18 protein-coding genes are annotated in these 20,928 nt (G+C 68.4%); 12 read left to right on the top strand and 6 right to left on the bottom strand.

Annotated elements, in window-relative coordinates; all coding sequences use genetic code 11:
* Window positions 1–211 precede the first annotated feature (211 nt).
* The 11 genes from LG274_RS04905 (at window position 212) to LG274_RS04955 (ending at window position 13,645) form a co-directional block, all read left to right on the top strand.
* Complete coding sequence (locus LG274_RS04905) at window positions 212–2,098, top strand: polysaccharide biosynthesis protein (RefSeq protein ID WP_404465758.1); 1,887 nt, start codon at window positions 212–214, stop codon at window positions 2,096–2,098.
* Window positions 2,095–3,243 (top strand): DegT/DnrJ/EryC1/StrS family aminotransferase, encoded by a 1,149-nt coding sequence (locus LG274_RS04910; RefSeq protein WP_404465760.1) that lies wholly within the window; start codon window positions 2,095–2,097, stop codon window positions 3,241–3,243. Before LG274_RS04905 ends, LG274_RS04910 begins: the two co-directional genes overlap by 4 nt.
* Entirely contained in the window at window positions 3,240–4,274 is a 1,035-nt protein-coding gene (locus LG274_RS04915) for an ATP-grasp domain-containing protein (RefSeq protein ID WP_404465762.1), read from the top strand. Before LG274_RS04910 ends, LG274_RS04915 begins: the two co-directional genes overlap by 4 nt.
* Window positions 4,261–5,118 carry a sugar transferase gene (locus LG274_RS04920; RefSeq protein ID WP_404465764.1) on the top strand — a complete coding sequence of 286 codons (858 nt, stop codon included), beginning with the start codon at window positions 4,261–4,263 and terminating at the stop codon, window positions 5,116–5,118. Before LG274_RS04915 ends, LG274_RS04920 begins: the two co-directional genes overlap by 14 nt.
* 2 nt (window positions 5,119–5,120) lie before the next feature.
* Entirely contained in the window at window positions 5,121–6,431 is a 1,311-nt protein-coding gene (locus LG274_RS04925; protein WP_404465766.1) for an ATP-grasp domain-containing protein, read from the top strand.
* Window positions 6,432–6,462: 31 nt separating this feature from the next.
* The gene (locus LG274_RS04930; protein WP_404465768.1) at window positions 6,463–7,428 is read left to right on the top strand and encodes an NAD-dependent epimerase/dehydratase family protein; all 966 of its coding nucleotides are present in this window, start codon (window positions 6,463–6,465) and stop codon (window positions 7,426–7,428) included.
* Window positions 7,425–8,669 (top strand): glycosyltransferase, encoded by a 1,245-nt coding sequence (locus LG274_RS04935; protein ID WP_404465770.1) that lies wholly within the window; start codon window positions 7,425–7,427, stop codon window positions 8,667–8,669. Before LG274_RS04930 ends, LG274_RS04935 begins: the two co-directional genes overlap by 4 nt.
* A 62-nt stretch (window positions 8,670–8,731) precedes the next feature.
* Complete coding sequence (locus tag LG274_RS04940) at window positions 8,732–10,054, top strand: oligosaccharide flippase family protein (RefSeq protein WP_404465772.1); 1,323 nt, start codon at window positions 8,732–8,734, stop codon at window positions 10,052–10,054.
* A complete protein-coding gene (locus LG274_RS04945; RefSeq protein ID WP_404465774.1) occupies window positions 10,051–11,562 on the top strand; it encodes an O-antigen polysaccharide polymerase Wzy family protein in 1,512 nt (503 codons plus the stop codon). Before LG274_RS04940 ends, LG274_RS04945 begins: the two co-directional genes overlap by 4 nt.
* Window positions 11,563–11,574: 12 nt before the next feature.
* Window positions 11,575–12,141, top strand: coding sequence for an acyltransferase (locus LG274_RS04950; RefSeq protein WP_404465776.1), 567 nt, complete (start codon window positions 11,575–11,577; stop codon window positions 12,139–12,141).
* 115 nt (window positions 12,142–12,256) lie between these two features.
* A complete protein-coding gene (locus LG274_RS04955) occupies window positions 12,257–13,645 on the top strand; it encodes an APC family permease (RefSeq protein ID WP_404465778.1) in 1,389 nt (462 codons plus the stop codon).
* Between the two features lie 126 nt (window positions 13,646–13,771).
* Here LG274_RS04955 and LG274_RS04960 read toward each other — a convergent pair whose 3' ends face one another.
* On the bottom strand, window positions 13,772–15,094 hold the full coding sequence (locus LG274_RS04960; protein WP_404465780.1) for a hypothetical protein: 1,323 nt from the start codon (window positions 15,092–15,094) through the stop codon (window positions 13,772–13,774).
* 86 nt (window positions 15,095–15,180) lie between these two features.
* Window positions 15,181–16,524, bottom strand: a complete 1,344-nt coding sequence (locus LG274_RS04965; protein WP_404465782.1) for a polysaccharide biosynthesis tyrosine autokinase — start codon at window positions 16,522–16,524, stop codon at window positions 15,181–15,183.
* A gap of 295 nt (window positions 16,525–16,819) precedes the next feature.
* On the opposite strand from LG274_RS04965, the gene LG274_RS04970 reads away from it, so the two are divergent.
* On the top strand, window positions 16,820–17,401 hold the full coding sequence (locus LG274_RS04970) for a hypothetical protein (RefSeq protein WP_404465784.1): 582 nt from the start codon (window positions 16,820–16,822) through the stop codon (window positions 17,399–17,401).
* 48 nt (window positions 17,402–17,449) lie between these two features.
* On the opposite strand, the gene galE is transcribed toward LG274_RS04970, so the two are convergent.
* Genes galE through tsaB form a run of 4 tightly spaced genes read right to left on the bottom strand, consistent with a single transcriptional unit; the run spans window position 17,450 to window position 20,919 of the window.
* Window positions 17,450–18,499: a UDP-glucose 4-epimerase GalE gene (galE, locus tag LG274_RS04975; protein ID WP_404465786.1), complete on the bottom strand. Its 1,050-nt coding sequence runs from the start codon at window positions 18,497–18,499 to the stop codon at window positions 17,450–17,452.
* 51 nt (window positions 18,500–18,550) lie between these two features.
* Entirely contained in the window at window positions 18,551–19,642 is a 1,092-nt protein-coding gene (tsaD, locus tag LG274_RS04980) for a tRNA (adenosine(37)-N6)-threonylcarbamoyltransferase complex transferase subunit TsaD (RefSeq protein ID WP_404465788.1), read from the bottom strand.
* 27 nt (window positions 19,643–19,669) lie between these two features.
* Window positions 19,670–20,248 (bottom strand): GNAT family N-acetyltransferase, encoded by a 579-nt coding sequence (locus LG274_RS04985; protein WP_404465790.1) that lies wholly within the window; start codon window positions 20,246–20,248, stop codon window positions 19,670–19,672.
* The gene (tsaB, locus tag LG274_RS04990) at window positions 20,248–20,919 is read right to left on the bottom strand and encodes a tRNA (adenosine(37)-N6)-threonylcarbamoyltransferase complex dimerization subunit type 1 TsaB (protein ID WP_404465792.1); all 672 of its coding nucleotides are present in this window, start codon (window positions 20,917–20,919) and stop codon (window positions 20,248–20,250) included. Before tsaB ends, LG274_RS04985 begins: the two co-directional genes overlap by 1 nt.
* Window positions 20,920–20,928: the final 9 nt, after the last annotated feature.

Genomic DNA, 20,928 nt, shown 5'->3' on the forward strand with positions numbered 1-20,928 from the left:
CGGGTCGACCCACCTCCAGGAGGCACGACGGGCTTGACTTCCGCCTCGATCTTCGGCTGGGCCTCCCAACAGTGACGCAGAGCCCGCAGCATCGTGGCCGCCCCGTCAAGGAAGGGATGGTGTGACCGGCCTGCCACCGTCCGAAGACCGACTCCTGCTGACGTACTCGAGTCACTGCTGCTGCAAACAGGCCTTAGGATGTGCACGCTCCATGCCCCACGACGAAAGCATGTGCATGATGAATGTGAGTGCCCCGGTACCAACGCGCCCGCAGCTTCCACCTCTAGCGCGACACGCGCTGCTGATCATCTGGGACGGCGTGTCGTGGATCCTGGCGCTGCTGGCCTTCTTGGTGGTCCGCTACGACTTCGGGCTGTCACCCATGCAGTGGAACTGGGTGATCGCGTTCACCTTCATCGCGGTGGCGCTCCAGTGTGCCGCGGGCCTGGTCACCCAGGTCTATCTCGGACGCCACCGAGTGGGCAGCTTCTCCGACGCCGGGTGGACGGCTGTGATCGTCTGCGCCATCGCACTGAGCATCGGCCTCGCTCTGAGTGTGGCGTCCCCCGCCTTCCCCCGCGGCGTGGCGTTGACCATGCCGCCGTTGGCCCTGGTGATCATGCTGGCCGGCCGTTTCCTTGCGCGCAATGTGGCGGCGGGCCGGCCTCGGGCTGCCACGGAGGCTTCCATACCGGCGATCGTCTACGGCGCCGGCAACGCCGGTCATCAGGTCTCACAGCTGATGCGCCAAGCCGAAGAGCCTCCCTACCGCATCGTGGGGTTCCTTGATGACGACAAGGGCAAGTCCCGGCTGCGGATCCACGGCCTCGGGGTGCGCGGCAGGGGCAAGGATCTGGCCGAGGTCGCCGCTGAACTGGGCGCCGAGGCTGTGATCTATGCCATCTCCAACGCCGATGCCGACCACGTCGAGTGGGTCAGCCGCATGTGCACCGAGGAAGGGCTGGACCTCGTCGTCGTGCCGCCGCTGCGCGAGATGGTCGGCGGGAAGGTAACGCTCGGGTCCCTGCGCCATCTGAGCGTGACTGACCTGTTGGGCCGACGGCCTATTTCCACGGACATCTCCACTATCTCGGATTACGTCTCGGGCAAGGTCGTACTGGTCACCGGCGCCGGCGGTTCCATCGGCTCAGAGCTGGCCGTCCAGCTGCACCGTCTCGGTCCGGCTAAACTCCTCCTGCTGGATCGAGACGAGTCCGCCCTGCACGGCGTGCAGCTGGACATCTACGGCAACGGTCTCCTGGACACGGACGACATCATCCTCTGCGACATCCGTGACGAGCAGGCGTTGCAGGCCGTCTTCGAGCACCACCGGCCGCAGGTCGTCTTCCACGCCGCCGCGCTGAAGCACCTCCCCATGCTCGAGCGGTTCCCCCTGGAAGGATGGCGCACCAATGTCCTGGGCACGCGCAACGTCCTGCAGGCCGCCCACTCGGTCGGCGTGCAGCGCTTCGTGAACATCTCCACGGACAAGGCCGCCGCGCCGACCAGTGTCCTCGGCGCCACCAAGCGCCTGGCCGAGCGCCTGACCGCCTGGCACGCCACCACGTATGACCTGCCATACCTTTCAGTGCGCTTCGGCAACGTCCTCGGCTCCCGAGGATCGGTGCTGATCTCCTTCAGGAATCAGATAGAAAAGGGAGGCCCGGTCACCGTCACCCACCCGGACGTGACCCGCTACTTCATGACCATTCCCGAGGCCTGCGAGCTCGTGCTCCAGGCCGGCGCGATCGGCAATCCCGGCGAGGTCCTGGTGCTGGACATGGGCCAGCCCGTGAAGATCCTGGACGTGGCCAAGCGGATGATTGCCGAGTCCGGGCAGAACATCGACATCCACTTCACCGGCCTGCGTCCTGGCGAGAAGATGCATGAGGTGCTGTTCAGCAATGCCGAGGCGAAGGCAACCAGCCAGCATCCGATGATCAGCGAGGTGCAGGTCCCCGACCTCGATCCGATCGTGGTGGCAGAACTGCCCTCAGATCGAGAGTCGATCCTGGCCATGATCGACGATGAGCCGTCCGTCGGACCCGCCGACGATGCCCAGACCGCAGGACTCGACCAGTCAGGAGCACGCCCGTGACCGACCGCATCTTCCTCTCGTCCCCAGATGTCACGCAGGCCGAAGAGGACGCCCTCGTCCGAGCCTTCCGGTCGAATTGGATCGCGCCTCTGGGCCCCGAAGTGGACGCCTTCGAATCCGAGCTGGCGGACTACACCGGACGCGCCCATGCAGTCGCTCTGTCCTCGGGGACGGCGGCTCTCCACCTGGGTCTGCTCAACCTCGGGGTTGGTCCCGGCGATCTGGTGCCGACGTCATCGCTGACGTTTGCCGCGACGGCCAACGCGATCACCTACACCGGTGCGGAGCCGGTGTTCGTCGACGCTGACGAGTCCGGCAACATGAATCCCGCCCTGCTCGAGCAGGCCCTCAGCACCCTCCGCGGCGAAGGCCACGAGATCAAGGCGGTGGTCCCCGTCGACCTGCTCGGCAAGACCGCCGATCACGCCACCATCGGGCGGATCGCCACTGACCACGGCGCCGTCGTGCTGTCCGACGCCGCTGAGTCCCTCGGCGCGACCCGAGACGGGAAGCAGTCGGCTGCCTACGGGGTGGCCGCTGCGGTGTCGTTCAATGGGAACAAGATCATGACCACCTCAGGCGGCGGGGCCCTGCTCACCGACGACGAGGAGATGGCTGCACGCACCCGCTATCTCGCGACCCAGGCCCGCCAGCCGGTGGTCCACTACGAGCACACCGAGATCGGCTACAACTACCGCCTCTCCAACATCCTTGCCGCCTTGGGTCGGGCGCAGCTGAACCGGCTCGATCAGATGATCGAGCGCCGCCGGGCGCTGCGGATCCGGTACCGCGAGCTGTTCGCCGCGGTGCCCGGTGTCGACATGTTCGGCGAGCCGTCCGGCGTCGACGGCGGCCCCACGCGCGACAACTTCTGGCTCTCCTCCATCCTGGTGGACCCGGACGCGGCGGGGTTCACCGCCGAGGATCTGCGCGTCCACCTGGCCGGGCAGGACATCGAAGCCCGACCGCTGTGGAAGCCCATGCACCTCCAGCCGGTCTTCGCTGAGCGCCGCGCATTCACGGACGGCACCGGCGAGCGGTTGTTCACCACCGGGCTGTCGCTTCCCAGCGGTTCGGTGCTCGACGAATCCAGCATCAGTCGTGTCGTGGAGTCGATCACCTCGTTCCTGGAGAGCCGAGCATGAGGATCCTTCTCTCCTCCGTGGGCAGAAGGCCCTACCTGGTGCGCTGGTTCCGCGACGCCCTGAAGTCGAACGGCGTGGATGGCGCAGTCCTCGCGGCGGACGTCGACGCCAACGCCCCGTCACGGCCGTTTGCCGACGGCTTCGTCTCGGCGCCGAGGGTGGTGGACCCCGGCTATGCGTCGTGGCTCCGCCAGACCCTGGTCGAGCACGACATCGACCTGGCCGTCTCGATCAACGACTTCGAGCTCTCGACCTGGGCGACCCTTCCTGAGGACCGCGCCTGGGCACCGCTCGTACGCCTCGACGCCGACACCCAACGCCTGGTCGAGGACAAGTTCGCCACCAGCCAGGCCCTCGTCAAGGCCGGCGTCCCCTCCCCGGTGACGTGGCTGGGCACCGCTCCCCCCGCAGCCGAGGAGGCGGCCGGGCCGTTCGTGACCAAGGGCCGCTACGGCAGCGCGTCGCGTGGGCTGCGGTTCGTCGACCGGGCCGGACTTCCCGGGGCGCTCGAGGAGGCGTCCGGCGAGGTCACAACTCGCCAAGGGGTGCCCGCACTGCAGCAAGGCGAGGTCCCGCCTGCGGAACTGATCGTGATCCAGGAGCGGATCGACGGCGTCGAGTACGGCCTTGATGTGGTCTGTGACTTGGAGGGCCGCTATGCCGGCGTCCTGGCGCGACGCAAAATCGCCATGCGCAGCGGCGAGACAGACCGCGCCGTTTCCGTCGACGCGGCCCCCTTCGATTCCATTGCTCGTGGTATCGCGGAGGCAATCCCCCACCCGGGGTCGATCGACGTGGACGTGTTCGTAGACGCCTCCGGTGACATCTATGTGATCGACATCAACCCCCGGTTCGGCGGCGGCTACCCGTTCTCGCACATGGCCGGTGCTCGCGTGCCGGAATGTTATGTGGCCTGGACGCTCGGCAGGGAGCCCGACCCCGCATGGCTGCGCTGCCGACCGGACGTCGTCGCCGGCAAGTTCGTCGAGATCGCAGCCACGAGCGAAGGAGGCACCGGTGCTGACGCCTGACTCCCCCTACCAGGAGCGTTTCGCCGCGCTCAACCAGAAGTTGCGCTGGGAAGTCGCGGACGAGCTGCGGCGGGCGAACCTCGCGCGGGTCAACGAGCTGCACCCCCCGGTCACGCCGCGGGACTCGTTCTACACCCGGCACGGCAAGCGAGCCCTCGACGTCGCCGTCTCCGGGGCGGCCCTGCTGCTGAGCTCGCCCGTGGTCGGCGCGCTGTGCCTGGTGACGCTCAAGGACCTTGGCCGGCCCGTGCTGTTCACACAGGAGCGCCCCGGCCAGCACGGGAAGATGTTCCGGATGGTCAAGCTGCGCACCATGCGAGAGGCCTACGATGACCAGGGCAGGCCCCTGCTCGGCGAGTTGCGCGTGACGAAGGCCGGGCGTCTGATCCGGCGGGCTTCTCTGGACGAGCTCCTGAACTTCTGGAACATCTTCACGGGGGACATGTCTCTGATCGGCCCACGCCCGCTGGTGCCCGAGTACGTGGAGCGCTTCAGTCGACGCCACCGCCAGCGCATGGCGGTCAAGCCAGGACTGGAGTGCCCTCCCCCACGTCCGCCGAAGGGCCCGGTCACCTACAACGACCAGTTCGAGAACGACTGCTGGTACGTGGAGAACGTCTCGCTCAAAACCGACGCCTGGCTGATCTGGCGCGTCCTGCAGACCGCTCTGGACCGGCGCCAGAACAAGGCACGCGGATCCTCCACGCGCGGCTCCTTCATGGGATACGACGCCGATGGCACGGTGATCACCACCGTCGCCCTGCCGGACTGGGCCCTCAACACGGTGCTCAAGCGCCACGGCCTGTTGACGTCGAACTCCGCGGACGCTCGGCAGGGGGTGTGATCATGGATCTGGACGCCAGGCCGTTGGCCGGCAGGAAGCTGCTGTTGCTGGATGGCTCCCGCAAGTCCATCGAGATCGTGGACGAGGCGCATCGCCTTGGCGTCCACGTGATCGTGACCGACTACAACGCCCCGGAGCAGTCTCCCGCCAAGCTCGCCGCAGACCAGCACTTCGAAGTGAGCACCAGCGACGTCGACGCAGTCGTCGAGCTCATCCGCCGGGAGGGGGTCGACGGCGTGCTCGCGGGGTTCTCCGACCGTTGGCTGGCTACCTACGCGGAGATCTGCGCAGCGGCGCAGGTGCCGTGCTACGCCACCGTGGACCAGATCCGGCTGTTCACGGACAAGAAGCGCTACAAGGCCCTGCTCGAGCAGTTCGGGGTGCCCACCATCACTGGGTACTCCGTGGAGGACGCCACCTCGGGAGCGATTCCGGAGGAGGCGTTCCCGCTGATCGTCAAGCCTGCCGACGGCAGCGGCTCCCGCGGGATCAGCGTGGTGGCATCGCAGTCCGAGCTCCAGAGCGGCCTCGACGTGGCCCTGGACTACTCCTGGACACAGGAGCTCGTCATCGAACGGTTCCTGCCCGGCCAGGAGGCCACCGTCTACTGGGTGTTCCAGGACGGTGACTGCCGGGTATCGCTGATGTGGCACCGGCATATGCACGACTTCGGCCCGCAGGACCGGTACCGCTTGCCGGTGGCGTACTCTTCGCCGAGTTCGCTGCTGCCGACGTACTTGGCGGACGTGGCGCCGTCCGTCCAGGCGATGATGCGCTCAGCCGGGGTGCGAGATGGAATCATGTTCATGCAGGGGCTGATCCACGAGGGTGTGTTCCACACCTACGACATCGGCTATCGGGTGACGCCGACCCAGGAGTACCGCGTCGTGGAGGAGCTGTGCGGGTACAACCCACTGTCCATGCTGATCCATTTCGCCCTCACCGACACGATGGGCGAGCCCGATCTGGCGGCTGTAGCCGAGCCGCGACATCACGGGTACGGCTTCAACATCTCCACGTTGATCCGTCCGGGGACGGTCGGCTCCGTGACGGGCCTTGACGACGTCGCCGCCCTGCCCGGCATCCTGTCCACCGTGGCGGCCATCGACGCCGGTGAGACGCTGCCGGAGGAGGGCTGGGGCCAGTTGCGGCAGGTGGCGGTGCGGACCGTCGGCGTCGCGGACTCCCTGGACTCGTTGCGTCAGACAATGCGCCGGGTCGACGAGCTGATCGATGTCCGGGACGTGGACGGCGCATCCATGGTGATCCACCCGGACATGCCGCCGCAGGACCTGGACTCCTGTGTCCTGTGAGCGGGCCTCAGACGACGAAGGACGGAGAGACATGCGCTTTGTGGTGACCGGGGCCGGTGGGTTCCTCGGCAGCAGCGTGGTGCGCGAGCTGCTCGCGGAGACGGATCACGACGTCGTCGCGGTCAGCTCGCAGACGGTCGGAGAGCTGGCAGCGCAGCTGGAGCGCGCCCCCTACGCCGCGTTGCGGCGCTTCCCGCAGGTCCACCCGCGGACGCGGCTCCTCGAGGCGGGCTTCTTGCGCGACGGCGACGTCGTCATCAACTGCGCGTTCCCCTGGAACCGCGGCGGCCGGGCGATGGCCGACGGGCTGGAGTACCTGACCCGGCTGTTCCGGTCGGCCCACGCCGTCGACCTGCACAGCTTCGTGAACGTCTCCTCCCAGAGCGTCTACTCCCAAGCCCGCACCAAGGCGGCCGACGAGGGCAGTCCGATCGAGTGCGACACGCCCTATTCCACCGGCAAGTACGCGATGGAGCTCGCCGCCGCGCTGGTGCTCCCACCGGAGGTGTTGGTGAACGCGCGGATGTCCAGCCTGATCGGCCCCGGGTACGACGTGCGCATCGTCAATCGCTTCATCGCCCGGTTCCTGGCCGATGAGCCGGTTTCGATCCAGGGCGGGGACCAGGTGTTCGACTTCATGGACGTCCGTGACGCCGCTCGGGCGTTGATCGCCGTGGCCCTGGCCGGCCCCCCGGAGGGCTCTACGGCCCTCAACATCGGCGGCGGTGCCCCCCGGACGCTCCGGGACATCGCCCAGACCGTCGCGGACGTCGTCCGGACGCACACGGAGCACGAGCCGCGCATCGACTGGGAACCCTCCGCCGGTGACGACCGCACCCTCGGGCTGGACTCCGGCCTGCTGCGTCGGGAGTACGACTTCGCCCCCCGTCACACCCTCGAGGACTCGACCCTGAACATTCTTCAGGCGATGACCACTCCTCAGCTCACGTCGGTGCGGGAGACCCCCACCGGTCCCGACACGGGAGGCCGCCGATGACCCGCCGCCTGTTGCTCTTCGCCAACTCCTTCCCCTACGGGAAACAGGAACCGTACCTGATGCGGGAATGCCACTACCTGGACGCCTTCGACGAGGTCTACATCTTCTCGCTGTCGATCCGCAAGCATCAGAGGGAGCACCGGCGTGATCTGCCGCTCGAGCAGGTGACGGTCGTCCCCGTCCCGTTCAAGTCCCCCCTGTTCTACGCCGCTGTCTCGCCGAGGGCTCTGGTGTCCCGTGCCTTCGTGACCGAGCTTCGCCAGCTCCTCAGAGACCGTCGCTTCACCATGGCGCGTGCCCTCCAGGCACTGTCCCAGTTCAGCCGCGCCGAGCACGAGGCGTCCGTGATCGGACGCTTCATCCATGACAACATCGCGCCGAGCGCCTCCGACGAAACCGTCTACTATGCCTACCGCTTCCTCTACCAGCCGTACCTGATGAGCAGACTGGCAGCTAAGTTCCCGTCGAGCCGACTGATCGGGCGTGCCCACGGCATCGATCTCTTCGAAGAGCGCCAGCCCACGGATTACCTGCCGGGCCGCGAGATCAACCTGCGCGCTCTCGACGAGCTGCACAGCGTCTCACAGGCCGGCGCCGAGTACCTCCGCGCGCGGCATCCGGATTTCGTGGAGAGGATCCAGGTGTCCTACCTCGGGACCGAGGACCATGGGGTCCGCCCGCCGCGGTCCTCGTCTCAGGTGCTGCGGCTCGTCTCCTGTTCCGAGGTGGCACCCGTCAAGCGACTCGAACTCCTCGTGGAGGCACTGAGGGAGGTCTCGGACACCGTCCAGGTCGAGTGGAGTCACTACGGGGATGGCCCGGACATGGACCGGGTGCGCGCCATGGCCTCGACCCTGCCGGGCCACGTCTCCGTCGACTTCCACGGCTGGACCCGCAACGACGAGATCCTGGAGGCCTACCGCTCCGGACGGCACGACGTTTTCATCAATGTCAGCAGCTCTGAGGGACTGCCGGTCTCCATCATGGAGAGCAGTTCCTGCGGGCTTCCCACCATCGCCACGGATGTCGGCGGCACAGGGGAGATCGTCTCCGACGGCGTGAACGGCCGGCTCATCTCAGCCAATCCGATGCCGCGGGAGATCGCGGCCGCGGTCGAGGAGTTCGCCCGGATGACTCCCGATGCCTTCGCCCGTCGGTCGGCCGCTGCCCGAGAGACGTGGAGCACGCACTTCGACTCCGACCGGAACTATCGGCAGTTCGTCGAGAAGATGCTGTCGTGACCCGTCAACGCCGACCACTGCGCACGCCGCAACCAGACCAGGGCGGACCTCCGCATCCCGTGATGGCCTTCCTCCAACGTGCCCGGCGGAAGGCCGTCGGCGACGGCACGCTCATGCGCCAGATCCTCACCGTGCTGTCCGGGACGACGATGGCCCAGCTGATCACCATCGTCGGCATGATCCCGTTGGCGCGCCTCTATACGCCCACAGACTTCGGACTGTTCGCGATTGCCCAGTCGATTGTGCTCGCCGGGACGATGGTCGCGGCGCTGCGCTATGACATCGCCATCGTCCTTCCCGAGAGCCAGTCGGCCGCGCGCACCGTCCACCGGCTGGCCTCACGGATCATCCTGGTGACCTGCGTCGTTCTCGCCGTCGTCCTGCTGCTAGTGCATCGGTTGGTCAGCGAGCACTATGCGCACCCGTCCTTCGGCATCTGGCTCACCGTGACCGCGCTCATCGTCTACGCGATGGCGCAGATCATGAACACGCAGAGCTGGCTGATCCGGATGAAACAGTTCGGCCTCATCGCACAGAACCGGGTTCTTGCGGCAGCGCTCATGCTGACGGCGCAGCTGGTCTGCGCGCCCCTGGTGGGGGGATTCGAGGGGCTGCTGATCGGCATGCTCGTCGGGCAGGTCCTGACCCTCATCGTCCTGCACCGGCGGGTCCCGGAGCTGCGCACCTCACTCCCGGTGGACGCCCCTGCGATCCGGGAGATGGCCGTGCGCTACAAGAAGATGCCGTTGCTCAATGCCCCCAACGTCCTGGTGGACGCTGTCCGGGACGCCGGGATCAACATCCTGATCGGCAACATCGCCCTGGGCAGCCTCGGGCAGTACTCCTTGGCGAACAAGGCGACGAATGCGCCGGTCTACCTGATCCGCGGCGCCATCGCCCAGGTGTTCCTGCCGCTCATGGCCCGCGCACGCCCCGGTGAGCTGACGCCGCTGGTGAAGCGACTGCTCATCCGTCTGGGCTTCGTCGCCACTCCGGTGTTCCTGGTCTTCTACTGGCTGGCGCCATGGCTATTCCCCCTGTTTCTGGGAGACCAGTGGGACCAGGCGGGCCTGATCGCTCAAGCATTGATGCCGTGGCTCTTCATGAACACCTTCACCTCGCCGCTGGCCAACGTCTACGTCACCACGGAGCGTCAGGGGTGGCTGTTCGGATTCGCCGTGGTGTACGCGGCGGCGCCGTTGATCTTCTTGACGACCAGCACGCTCCCGCTGCTTCCCCGGGTGCAGGTCATGGCGTGGATCATGGCCGCGGCCCTGATGTGCATGCTCGTCATGACCCTGATCGTCACCCGTCAATTCGACCGCCGTGGTCACCCAGCCGAGGTCGCCTCGGACGTGGCACGGCCGACGAAGGAGCACCCGTGAAGAGCGTCCGGAACCGTGTACCTCCCGCCACCCCCGGCGGCGCCGGACTGTTGATCGTCCCGGTCGTGGTGACGGTGCTGGTGCTCGCCGCGGTCGTGCTCATCGATCCGCAGATGCGGGCGTGGTCCTTACCGGTGAGCCTCTGGATCGCGGCGGTCGGCTTCGCAGCCGCTCGGATCCGCGACCGCATCATGCTGCTCGCCCTGTTGGCGACGTACGCCTTCTTCCTGCTGGGCAAGCCCATCATGATGGGCTATTTCGGCTACGACGGCCTCGGCTGGTATGCCGAGGTCGAGGACCACCTGATTCTCACGCTGTCCCTGGGTCTGCTCGGCATCGTCGCCGGGTATCTCCTGTACCCCCGGGCGATCATCACCCTCCTCGCCGGCCGTCGCCGACAGGCACGATCGGCCGCGCGCGAGGAGGCCCGGCGGCAGTTCGGCGAACGCTTCGCCTCCGCGGCGGATCTCGCGTACTGGGCGACCCTGCCCTTTGCGCTCGCCTATCTGGTCACCAACGTCCGCACGGCCAGCCAGGCCGGCTACACGGGCCTCTACGTCACCGGGCAGAGCGGCTTCGCCTCCGTCACCGCCTATGGCAACTTCGCCAACACCGTCGCCTTCTGTGTCTTCCTGGCCGCCCTGGCGTCGAGACGGCGAACCTGGGTCGTGCTGACCACCGCTTTCACCGTGCAGGCCCTGATCATGGTCACCGGCGACCGCGGCGACTTCGGCACCTTCCTGTTGATGGTCTTCGCCTACCTGGTGTTTCGCGCCCGTCATCAGGACACGACGCTGATCCCGCTGCGCCGGCTGATGCTGATCGGAGGCGCGGCGGTGACCGTTCTGGTCCCCGTCTTCCTCCTGGTCGGGGCGAACCGAGACGGCGCCGAGGGAAGCGACACCCTGTCCGGCTTCCTCTACGGACAGGGCTCCAGTCTCAACGTCATCGAGTACGGTCTCCTCTACGAGTCACGGCTGCCGGAGAGCCACTACCTCATGACATTCGCCAGCCAGGGAATCCTCCGGCTGATCTTCGGGGGAGACGGCGGACTCGCCGGCAACACCGTGGCGTACGCGCAGTCCGGCACCTCCCTGAGCCACTCGCTGTCCTACATCACCCTGGGGGACCTCTACCTCACCGGACGCGGGGTGGGCTCGTCTTTCCTCGCCGAGGGGTTCGCGGACTACGGTTACGCCGGCGTCCTTCTGGTCGCGGTGTCCTACGGACTGCTGGTGGCCTGGATCGACGCCTTCGTCCCCGGTTCGGTGCTGGCCAACACCATGCGCCTGCTCAGCATCCCCGCCATCGTGTTCGCACCTCGTGGCAGCGCCTCCGGTTTCCTCGCCGACGTGCTGTCCCCGGTCACCTTGGCCGTCCTGCTGGGCACCTGGCTCGTCGCGCTCCTGCTCAAGGACCGCCGGCGTGAAGGGGCTCAACGCGTCACGCCGCGGGTCGTCTCGAGCACACACGCCGGCCGACTACCCCATCTGATTCCGAAGAGCTAGGACCACATCACCATGTCCAAGCTCCGCATGCTCTCCCGAATGCTCAGGAAGGGCCGGTTCATGTTCATCATCAGCGGCGGTGACCGAGCCCGGTACATGAGCAGGAAGGGCCTCGTCCGCGGGATGGGCGAGAACGTGTGGTTCCAGCCGCGCGCCCTGCCCAACGATCCCAACCTGATCCGCTTTCACAACAACATCGTCGTCGCCTCCGGCGTGACCTTCGTGGCGCACGACGTCATCAATCTCATGATCGGCAGGAAGAACGGCGTCCGCCTTCCCGTCAATGAAGACTGCATCGAGGTGCTGGACGACGTGTTCATCGGCTCCGGGTCCGTGATCCTGCCCGGCGTGCGCATCGGCCCGCGTGCGATCATCGCCGCCGGGTCTGTAGTGACCAAGGACGTGCCGCCAGACTCCATCGTCGGGGGCGTTCCGGCCAAGCGGCTGGACGAGTTCTCTGAGCTGGAGGCACAGCGCCTGGCGGACGCGGGACGCTTCGACGGCATGACACGCGCCCAGATCGACGACGTGCTCTGGGAGCGCTTCGACGCCGCACGCGAATCTGCGGTCACCCGCTGACCCGCTCCCCCGCCTCAGAGCCGACCAGACGAGGATCCTCATGACCGCCCATCCCCCACCGGCTCCGGCCGGGACATCTCCACGCGCACTCCGCCGCAGGCTCACTCCCGCCTGGGTGTTCGCCCTCGCGATCGGCTCGGAGGTGGGGTGGGGGGCCTTCGTCCTGCCCTTCGACTGGTTGCAAGGCGCCGGGCTCGCCGGGGTGGTCCTGGGCTTCGGCGTCGCCACCGTGCTCATCCTCGTGGTCGGTCTGGTGTACGCGACCGCCATCCGAGCCCTTCCCCGCACCGGCGGCGGCGTGCTCTTCGCACTCTTCTCGGCCGGACGGATCCCCGGATTCATCGCCGGCTGGTCCTTGGCCCTGGGGTACACCGGGATCGTCGCCATGAACGCCTCAGCGGTCACCCTGATCTTCCGTGTGACCTTCCCGGGTCTCCTCTCCCACGGCAAGCTCTTCGACGTCGCAGGTTGGGAGGTCTACCTTGCGGAGGTCCTGGTCTCGATCCTGTTCATCTGGGTCTTCGCCCTGTTGAACATGAAGGGGGTGGAGTTCTCCGGACGGTTCCAATTCTGGGCGGTCGTGACCATGCTCACCTGCATCGCCGTACTCGGAGTGTCAGCCGTGTACGCCTTCCTGACCCAGGACATCGAGCTGCCGGCAGCCGTTCCCCCGGGCCAGTCGCTGCTGACCAGCGTCTTCGTCATCCTCGCGATCGCGCCGTGGGCTTTCATCGGGTTCGACACCGTCCCGCAGATGGCCGGGGAATTCGGCTTCGCCCCGCGCAAGGTCGTCGGGCTGATGGTGACGGGCATCGTCACCGCAGCGGTGGTGTACGTCCTCATGTCTCTGGTGACGGCGATCGCGGTGTCCTCTCGGGCCGCAGACTACAGTGACAGCGCCTGGCCGCCGGCGGAGGCGCTCACGGACCTGTTGGGCCCCACGGCCATGGTTCTGGTGGTGGTGGCGGTCTCCGCGGGCGTGCTGACCGGGCTGAACGGGTTCATCGCGGCATCCTCGCGGGTGCTGTACACCATGGGCGAAGCGAAGATGATCCCACCGGCCTTCCGCTCGCTGTCTCGGACCTCCGGCACCCCGGTGTTCTCCATCCTGGTCATCGCCACACTGTGCTCGGCGACCCCGTGGTTCGGCAGGGCCGCCTTGAGCTGGCTCGTGGACATGACCTCGGCCGGCATCACCGTCGCATACTTCTTCGCCTCGATCTTCGTCATCTCCCTCGCCTCCGGCAGGATCCGGTCGGCGGAAGCGATGGCTCCCTCCGCCGGACTGAAGATCCTGGGCATGGCCGGCGCCCTGATCGCTGTCCTGTTTCTCTTGTTGTTGCTCGTCCCGTCATCCCCCGGGGCATTGGGCACCGAGTCGCTCTTCGCGCTGATTGTCTGGGCCGTCCTGGGCGGTGCGCTGCTGGGCTTGAGTTGGTCGCGCTTCAGGACGACGGACATCGAGGCGCTCCACCGGGAGTACACGGACGCCGAACCGCAGTGACGGGCCCCATGTGAGCTGTGCGCACGGCTTCCATGGCCACCTGTGAAAGGGCCGGCACGGGGAGGACATCCCCGTGCCGGCCATGTTCTTGGGCCCCGAGAGGGCGACGACGGCGCGCTCCCGTCGTCAGCGGCCCCCCTCCACAAGGGCCGACGGGTCGTCGATGTCACTGACGAAGAACTTGCGCTTGCCCGACGCCAGCACCGGCATCTCGTCGACGTACTCGAAGCGGCACTCGACAACGTCACCGACCCGCTCGTCCAGGGCACGGCGCAGGGTGCCCTCGATCTCTGCCGACGGCTCTGCGTTCAGGAGCCATGTGAACCGCCCGATGTCGTGCTGGCGCAGCTGGAACTGGCGGAGCTCCGAGATCTGCGCGGCAGGGCCCCAGATCGCCAGAGCGTGGAGCTTTCTCGGCGCCGCAGCGGTGCCTCCCACCAGCACATCCAGTCGACGACCGTGCAGGTCGACGATCGTGTTCCGGACGGCCCGACCCTGGTCGTCGACCTTGAATCGCGCCATGTCACCCGTGTCGTAGCGCAGCAGAGGCATGGCCAGGTTATGCAGATCGCTCACGACAAGGCGACCCAGCTCCCCCGCTGCGGCAGGCTCGTCGGTGTCCTCCTGGAGGATCTCCACGTGATACGAACTGGTGTCGAACTTGTAGGCGCTCCAGTCGTCTCGGTCTGAGATGCTCATGGCTCCCATCTCCATGCTGGAGTACCGGGCATAGGCCTGGACGCCGAAGAGGCGACGTGCCGCCGCGAAGAAGTACGGAGTCGGTGCCTCCGCTGCGGAGATCAGGGTGCGGACATTGCCCGGGGCGAACCGCGCGCCTTCGGCTTCGAGGGTGCGCATGACCATTTCCAGGTACGACGGGTAGCCCAGGAACATGACGTCTTTGCGCTTCTGCACCCAAGCCTTCAGCGGCGCGATGTCCGCGGGGTCGAAACGGTCCGCATGCGCTGGGTAGTGTTCACGCAGGATCTGCACCGCACGGCTCCTGGCCGAGATGCGGCCCCACTGGCGCGCCCGCACGATGGGGGCGAACGGGTCGGCGCCGGCGTACGTGAGCGATGCCGCCACCCCGGCCTGGTTGCGCCGGGCACGGGAACGGTCCAGATAGACCGTCAGCGGAATGCCGGTCGACCCGGACGTCGTCCGCGACACGAGCTGGCTGCGGTCCACCCCTGCGCGGAGGAAATCCTCGACTCCGCTCTTGACCATCAGTTTGTCCACCACGGGCAGGTCCTCGAGGGACGAGGTCTGAGCGGAGTGGCGGTTGTAGAACGGCACGTTCCGCACGGCGTGTTCGACGATCCGGTCGATGCGTTGCGGCTCCGCGGCGCCCGCCGGCTGTTCGAGAGCGGCGAGGATCTCGGACTCGATGTCGTCGAAGGAGCCCTTGGTTAGGGCTCGGGCCGCCATTCTGCGCAGTGCAGACTTCATGGATGATCCTCCACTTCAAAGGGCTGGGACGGGGCCTCCGGCAGGGTGCAGAGAGCGCCGCTCCCGCGTGGGAGGAGGCCTGCGCCTCAGCGATAGTACTGGGAGTATCCGTCGATCTGCGACACCGGAACGTCGTTGAGCACGACGCCGTAGACGGACGCGTCGGCCGCCTCGAGGATCGACAACGCCTCAGTGAGCTGGTTCTGGCGCGCGACCCCCGCGCGTGCCACCACGACAGCGCCGCCGGCCTGGTGGCTGAGGACTACCGCGTCGGTCACGGGCAGCAGCGGTGGGGCATCGAGGATGACGTACTCGAAGTGCGCCTCGACGAGAGCGAGAAGTTCCGCCATGGCCTCCGACCCCAGCAGCTCGGACGGATTCGGAGGAACCGTTCCGGCGGTGAGGACCGACAGGTCGTCCACGGACAGCAGCACGTCGTTGAGGTCGGCTCGGCCGGTCAGCACATCGGACAGGCCCAGCTCGTCGTCCAGGCCCAGCCTGGCGCCCACCTGCGGGCGGCGCAGATCCGCATCAACCAGCAGGACCCGGGCGCCGGTCTCGGCCAGAACCTTGGCCAGATTCGTCGAGGTCTCGGTCTTGCCCTCACCCTGCACGGACGACGTGACGACGATGGAGGAACGTCGTTCACCGCCGAGAGCGACGAAGCCCACGGCGGTGCGCAGCTTCCGATACGACTCGTCGCTGGCCCAGGCTGTGCCTCGGGCGGGAGCGGCTTCGTCCTTGGCCCGGTCCGACCCCTTGTGATGGACCACGGAGGCCAGGACCGGCGCATCGGTGATTTCCTCGAGGTCATCCCGTGTACGGATACGAGAGTCAAGCAGGCGCCGCACCAGCGCCTGGCCCAGACCGAGGACGACGCCGGCGATCAATCCCAGGGCGATGTTCACCACGGGACGCGGTGACACCGGTCGGGACGATTCAGACGCCGGCTCCACCACCGTGACGGTGACGATCTCGTCCCCGTCAGGACCGGTGGGCACGACGTCGCTGGTGACGTTCTTGAGGCTCGCCGTGATCGCGTTGGCGATCTCGGCGGCACGTCCGGCGTTCGTGTCCGTGACCGTGACATCCACGATGGAGGTGCCGGCGGGAGCCGACACCGAGACGCGACTCCGCAAGGCCTGTGGTGTCACGTCCAGGCCCAATTCATCGATGACTGGGTCGAGGACGAGGGCACTGTCGGCGAGGGCGACGAAGGAGGAGACCTGCCGCTCGGCGTAAAGGGCGCCCGAGGACAACTCACCGGCGGAGGCCGCCGTGTCCACCGCGATGAGCGCCGACGATGTGGAGCTGTACTTCGGCGTCTGCAAGAACGTGAACACGAGAGCCGCGCCCACGCATACCGACAGCACGGTCAGAATGCTGCGCCAGTACTTGCGGAAGGTCTGTAGGTATTGCTGAAGATCCATCACGTTCCCTCGATCGAGACTCCTATGAGGTTCGCCACGACATGGACCCACCTATGACAGCGTGATCATCGCGGTGCCTGCCACCCATCGAGAACCTCACCGGTCAGCCGCGAGGCCTCCATCCCGCATGCGAGCTCGGCTCACCTTATCCCAGTTCCGGAGCGGCGAAGTGATCCGTGGGGCACCCTGCGGCGCGATCATCCGATGAGGCGGAGACCACGCAGGTATCTTGTGTCCCGGGCCCTCCGGTGAGGAGCGTGCCCCGGCGCGTCCACGACGATGAGGAGCCAATCCGATGACACGATTCCAGTGGCAACCCGGCGGTGGAGACCGCCATGCGCTCGGGCACGAAGGCCCCTTCAAGGTCCTTTTCGTCTGCACGGCCAACATCTGTCGTTCCGCCTACGCCGACGTGACCAGCCGCGCGCGCGGCATCCAGGGCGTCGAGTTCGGATCGGCAGGAACACGCGCGCTCGTCGAACATCCCATCGATCCGCCCATGGCCGCAGAGGTCCACGCCGCTGGAGACCCGTCCCAGCACGTCGCACGCCAGCTCACCCGCGGCCTCCTGGAGGAGGCGGATCTCGTGCTGACCATGGGCCCAGACCACCGGCGATGGATCCTCGACGCCTGGCCCCAGCACGGGCGCAAGGTGCTGCTGCTGGGCCAGGCAGCGCGCATCATGTCGGACCTGCCCGCAGACCTGGAGTTGGACCGCCTTGTCGCACTCCTCTGGGCGCGTCGCTCCGCCGATCCGAGCGACGAAGTGCAGGATCCATACAAGCGAGGCCCCGAGGCCATGGCCACCGCTGCACGGCAGATCGATGCGGCCATGGACGTCATCGCACCCGCGCTGGAGTACATCGCCCAGCGCTGACGCGTCCCGCAGCGAATGGCCGCGCGGCTCCGTGGGGCATCTTCCCCGTCAGGGTGCGTCCCCCGCGTAGCCCGAGGGATTGGCCTGCTGCCACGCCCAGAGATCACGCACCATGGCGTCGGTATCACGGCTCGCCCGCCACCCCACGGTCGCGGCGATGGCGTCCACCGACGCGCATGACGCAGCGATATCACCGGGTCGGCGCCCGACGACCTGGAACGGCACCGGGCGACCGGTCACGCGTTCGAAAGCCTGGATCATCTCGAAGACCGTGACCCCTTCCCCACGGCCGATGTTCCAGACTTGCACCCCGACCTCGTCCCCGGGCTGAGCGACCATCCATTCGAGGGTGGCCACGTGGGCCTCCGCCAGGTCCATCACGTGGATGAAGTCCCGCACGGCACTGCCATCACGCGTGGCAAAATCAGCGCCGAACACGTTCAGTTGTTCGTAGCACCCACCGGCGACTCGCGCCACGAACGGCATCAGGTTGGCGGGGACGCCCTGAGGGTCCTCACCGAGACGACCCGAGGGGTGCGCTCCGACGGGGTTGAAGTAGCGAAGCACGGCCACACCCATGTGACGCCCCGCCTCGTGCATGTGCCGGAGCACCTGCTCCGCCATGAGCTTGGAGTGCCCGTAGGGGGTGACCGGCGCACCAGCGGCGTCCTCCCCCACCGGGACGGGGGCTTCATCCCCGTACACCGTGGCGGACGACGAGAAGACGAAGGCGCGGGCACCGGCGGCGCCCGCGACCTCGGCGACGGCGGCAGTGCCGGCGACGTTCACCGTGTAATACGACGCCGGGTCGGCGAGCGACTCCGTGGGCGACTTCAGTCCGGCGAAGTGGACGACGGCATCGGGACCGAATGCCACCACGGCGCCCCGATAGGACGTGGGCTCACGCACGTCGGCTCTGTGGAACCTGAGGCGCGGTCCTCCGAACGTCACCTCAGCCAGCTCAGCGACCCGCTCCAGGGGCACGATGGTGCTGGAGACCAGGCTGTCGAGCACCAGGACGTCGTGACCGGCGTCGAGCAGGACACTGACGGTGTGAGAACCGAGGAATCCGGCGCCGCCGGTGACGAGTACGCGCATGAGGCCGATCCTATCGGGCAGCCCGAGTGCCCTCGTCGTGCCACCCCCGCTTCAGACGCTGACGGTGCCCACCGGCTGGCCCGGATCCGCCCCGAACGCCAGGTCGGAGGGGGCGACGCCGTCGCGCACGAGACGGGCGCCGAGGGCTGCGACCATGGCGCCGTTGTCCGTGCAGAGGTTCACCGGCGGGACCGTGAGCTCGATCCCGGCGGAGCGGCAGCGGTCGGCCAGCAGCGCGCGCAGGCGGGAGTTGGCCGCCACGCCGCCGCCCAGCAGGAGGTGGGTGAGCCCGTGCTCGCGGCACGCGCGGACGGCCTTGGCCGTGATCACGTCGGCCACGGCCTCCTGGAAGGACGCGGCGATGTCCGCCCGGGGCACCTCGAGGCCGCGGGCCTCGAACTGCTCCACGGCGCGGGAGACGGCGGTCTTCAGGCCGGAGAAGGACCAGTCGTGGCGGTGCGCGCCGGGCTCCTCCGCCGAGCCGACGAACTTGCCCGCCGTGAGCCCGCGCGGGAAGCGGAAGGCCTGGGGATCGCCCTGCTGCGCCATGCGGTCGATGACGGGGCCGCCCGGGTAGCCGGCGCCGATGAGGCGGGCGACCTTGTCGTAGGCCTCACCGGCGGCGTCGTCGATCGTGGAGCCGAGCAGGGTGACGTCCGCGCTGATGCGGTCCACGCGGAGGATCTCCGTGTGCCCGCCGGAGACGAGCAGGGCGCCGAGATCGGCGGGGAGGTCGTCCCACGCGGTCGGGCGCACGCCGTCCAGCATGCCGACACCCACGTGGGCCACGAGGTGGTTGATCCCGTAGAGGGGCTTGCCCAGGGCGGCCGCGAGGGCCTTGGCTCCCGACACGCCCACCATGAGCGCGCCGGCCAGGCCCGGCCCGGACGTCACGGCGATCGCGTCGAGGTCCTCGAGGGTGACGTCCGCGGCCTCGAGGGCCCGGCGCACCGTCGGGACGAGGGCCTCGAGGTGGGCGCGCGCCGCGATCTCGGGGATGACACCGCCGAAGCGCACGTGCTCCTCGACGGAGGAGGCGACCTCGTGGGCGAGCAGGGTCGTGCCGCGCACGATCCCGACGCCGGTCTCGTCGCACGAGGACTCGATGCCGAGGACGAGGGGGGCGGCGGTGGCGGTGGGCATGGGCTCCATTCTAGGGACGCGCCCGGCTCACAGCTCCTTCAGCATCACGACGGCGTCCTCGCCGCCCGGGTAGTAGCGGCGCCGCACGCGGACGTCGGCGAAGCCATGACGCGTGTAGAGGCGGCGGGCGGGGTCGTTGGACGCGCGCACCTCGAGCATGAGGCCGCGGGCGCCGCGCGCCGCGGCCTCCTCGAGCATCCAGCGCAGCTGGGCCGCGCCGATCCCCCGGCCCTGGACGGCGGTCACGGTGCCGATCGTCTGCACGTCGGCGACGTCTCCGGCCACCATGATCCCGCCGTAGCCGACGATGTCCCCCGGGTGCTCGCCGGCGTCGACGTCCGCGGTCTCGTCGCGCACGACCACGCGGTAGTCGCGGGTCGCGGGGCGCCCGTGCGCGTCCGCGCCGCCGGCCGGTCCCACCTGGGCGAGCTCCTCTTCATAGAAGCGGGCCGGCCACGCGTCGAGGGGGAAGAGCGCGTGCTCGTGGGCCAGCACCTCGGGGATGTCCCACACGGTCATGGGGCGCAGCATGAACCCGGCGGGGAGCCCGACGTCGGCGCCCGGCCGCCCGCCGCCGTCGCGCGCCTCGGCGTCCCGCGGCGCCATCAGGCCCCCGCGCGCTTGCGAGGACCGGGCACCTTGGCGTCCGACTCGCGCAGGTAGAGCGGGACGGGCGGCAGCAGGCCGCGCCCGCGCCGCAGGGCCAGCTCCGCGACGGCGCCGAGGCCCTCCGGGTCCGGCACGGCGGCGGTCCACCCGTCCACGCCCGCGAGCGCCTCCGGGTAGAGGCCGGCGCCGGCGCCGTAGGCGGGCAGCGGGGTGACCTCGGCGGGCGGCGTGACGAACGGGCCGTGCAGGAGGGTCGGCTGGCCGCCCACCTGCACGTAGTGCGCCCAGTAGACCTCCCGGCGGCGCGCGTCGGTGGCGACGACGAACTCCTCGGCGCCCCGGCGGAAGGCGTCGACGCCGGCGCGGTGGGCGAGCGCGTCGAGGCTGCGCACGCCGTGCACGGGCACGTCCCACGCGAAGCCGAGCATGGCCGCCGTCGCGAGGCCGGCGCGCAGGCCCGTGAAGGGCCCCGGGCCCACGCCGACGGCGATCCCGTCCAGGTCCGTTCCGCGCACGCCGGCCTCGGCGAGGACGCGGGTGACGGCGGGGGCGAGCACCTCGGCGTGCGTCGTGGTGCGCTCCGTGGCCCAGGCCGCGCGGACCTCCCCGTCGGCGAGCACGGCCACGGAGGCGGCGGCGGACGAGTCCAGGGCGAGGAGCAGCGGCATGCCCGCCAG

The organism is Micrococcus antarcticus (genome assembly GCF_044872765.1).
Lineage (GTDB): Bacteria > Actinomycetota > Actinomycetes > Actinomycetales > Micrococcaceae > Micrococcus.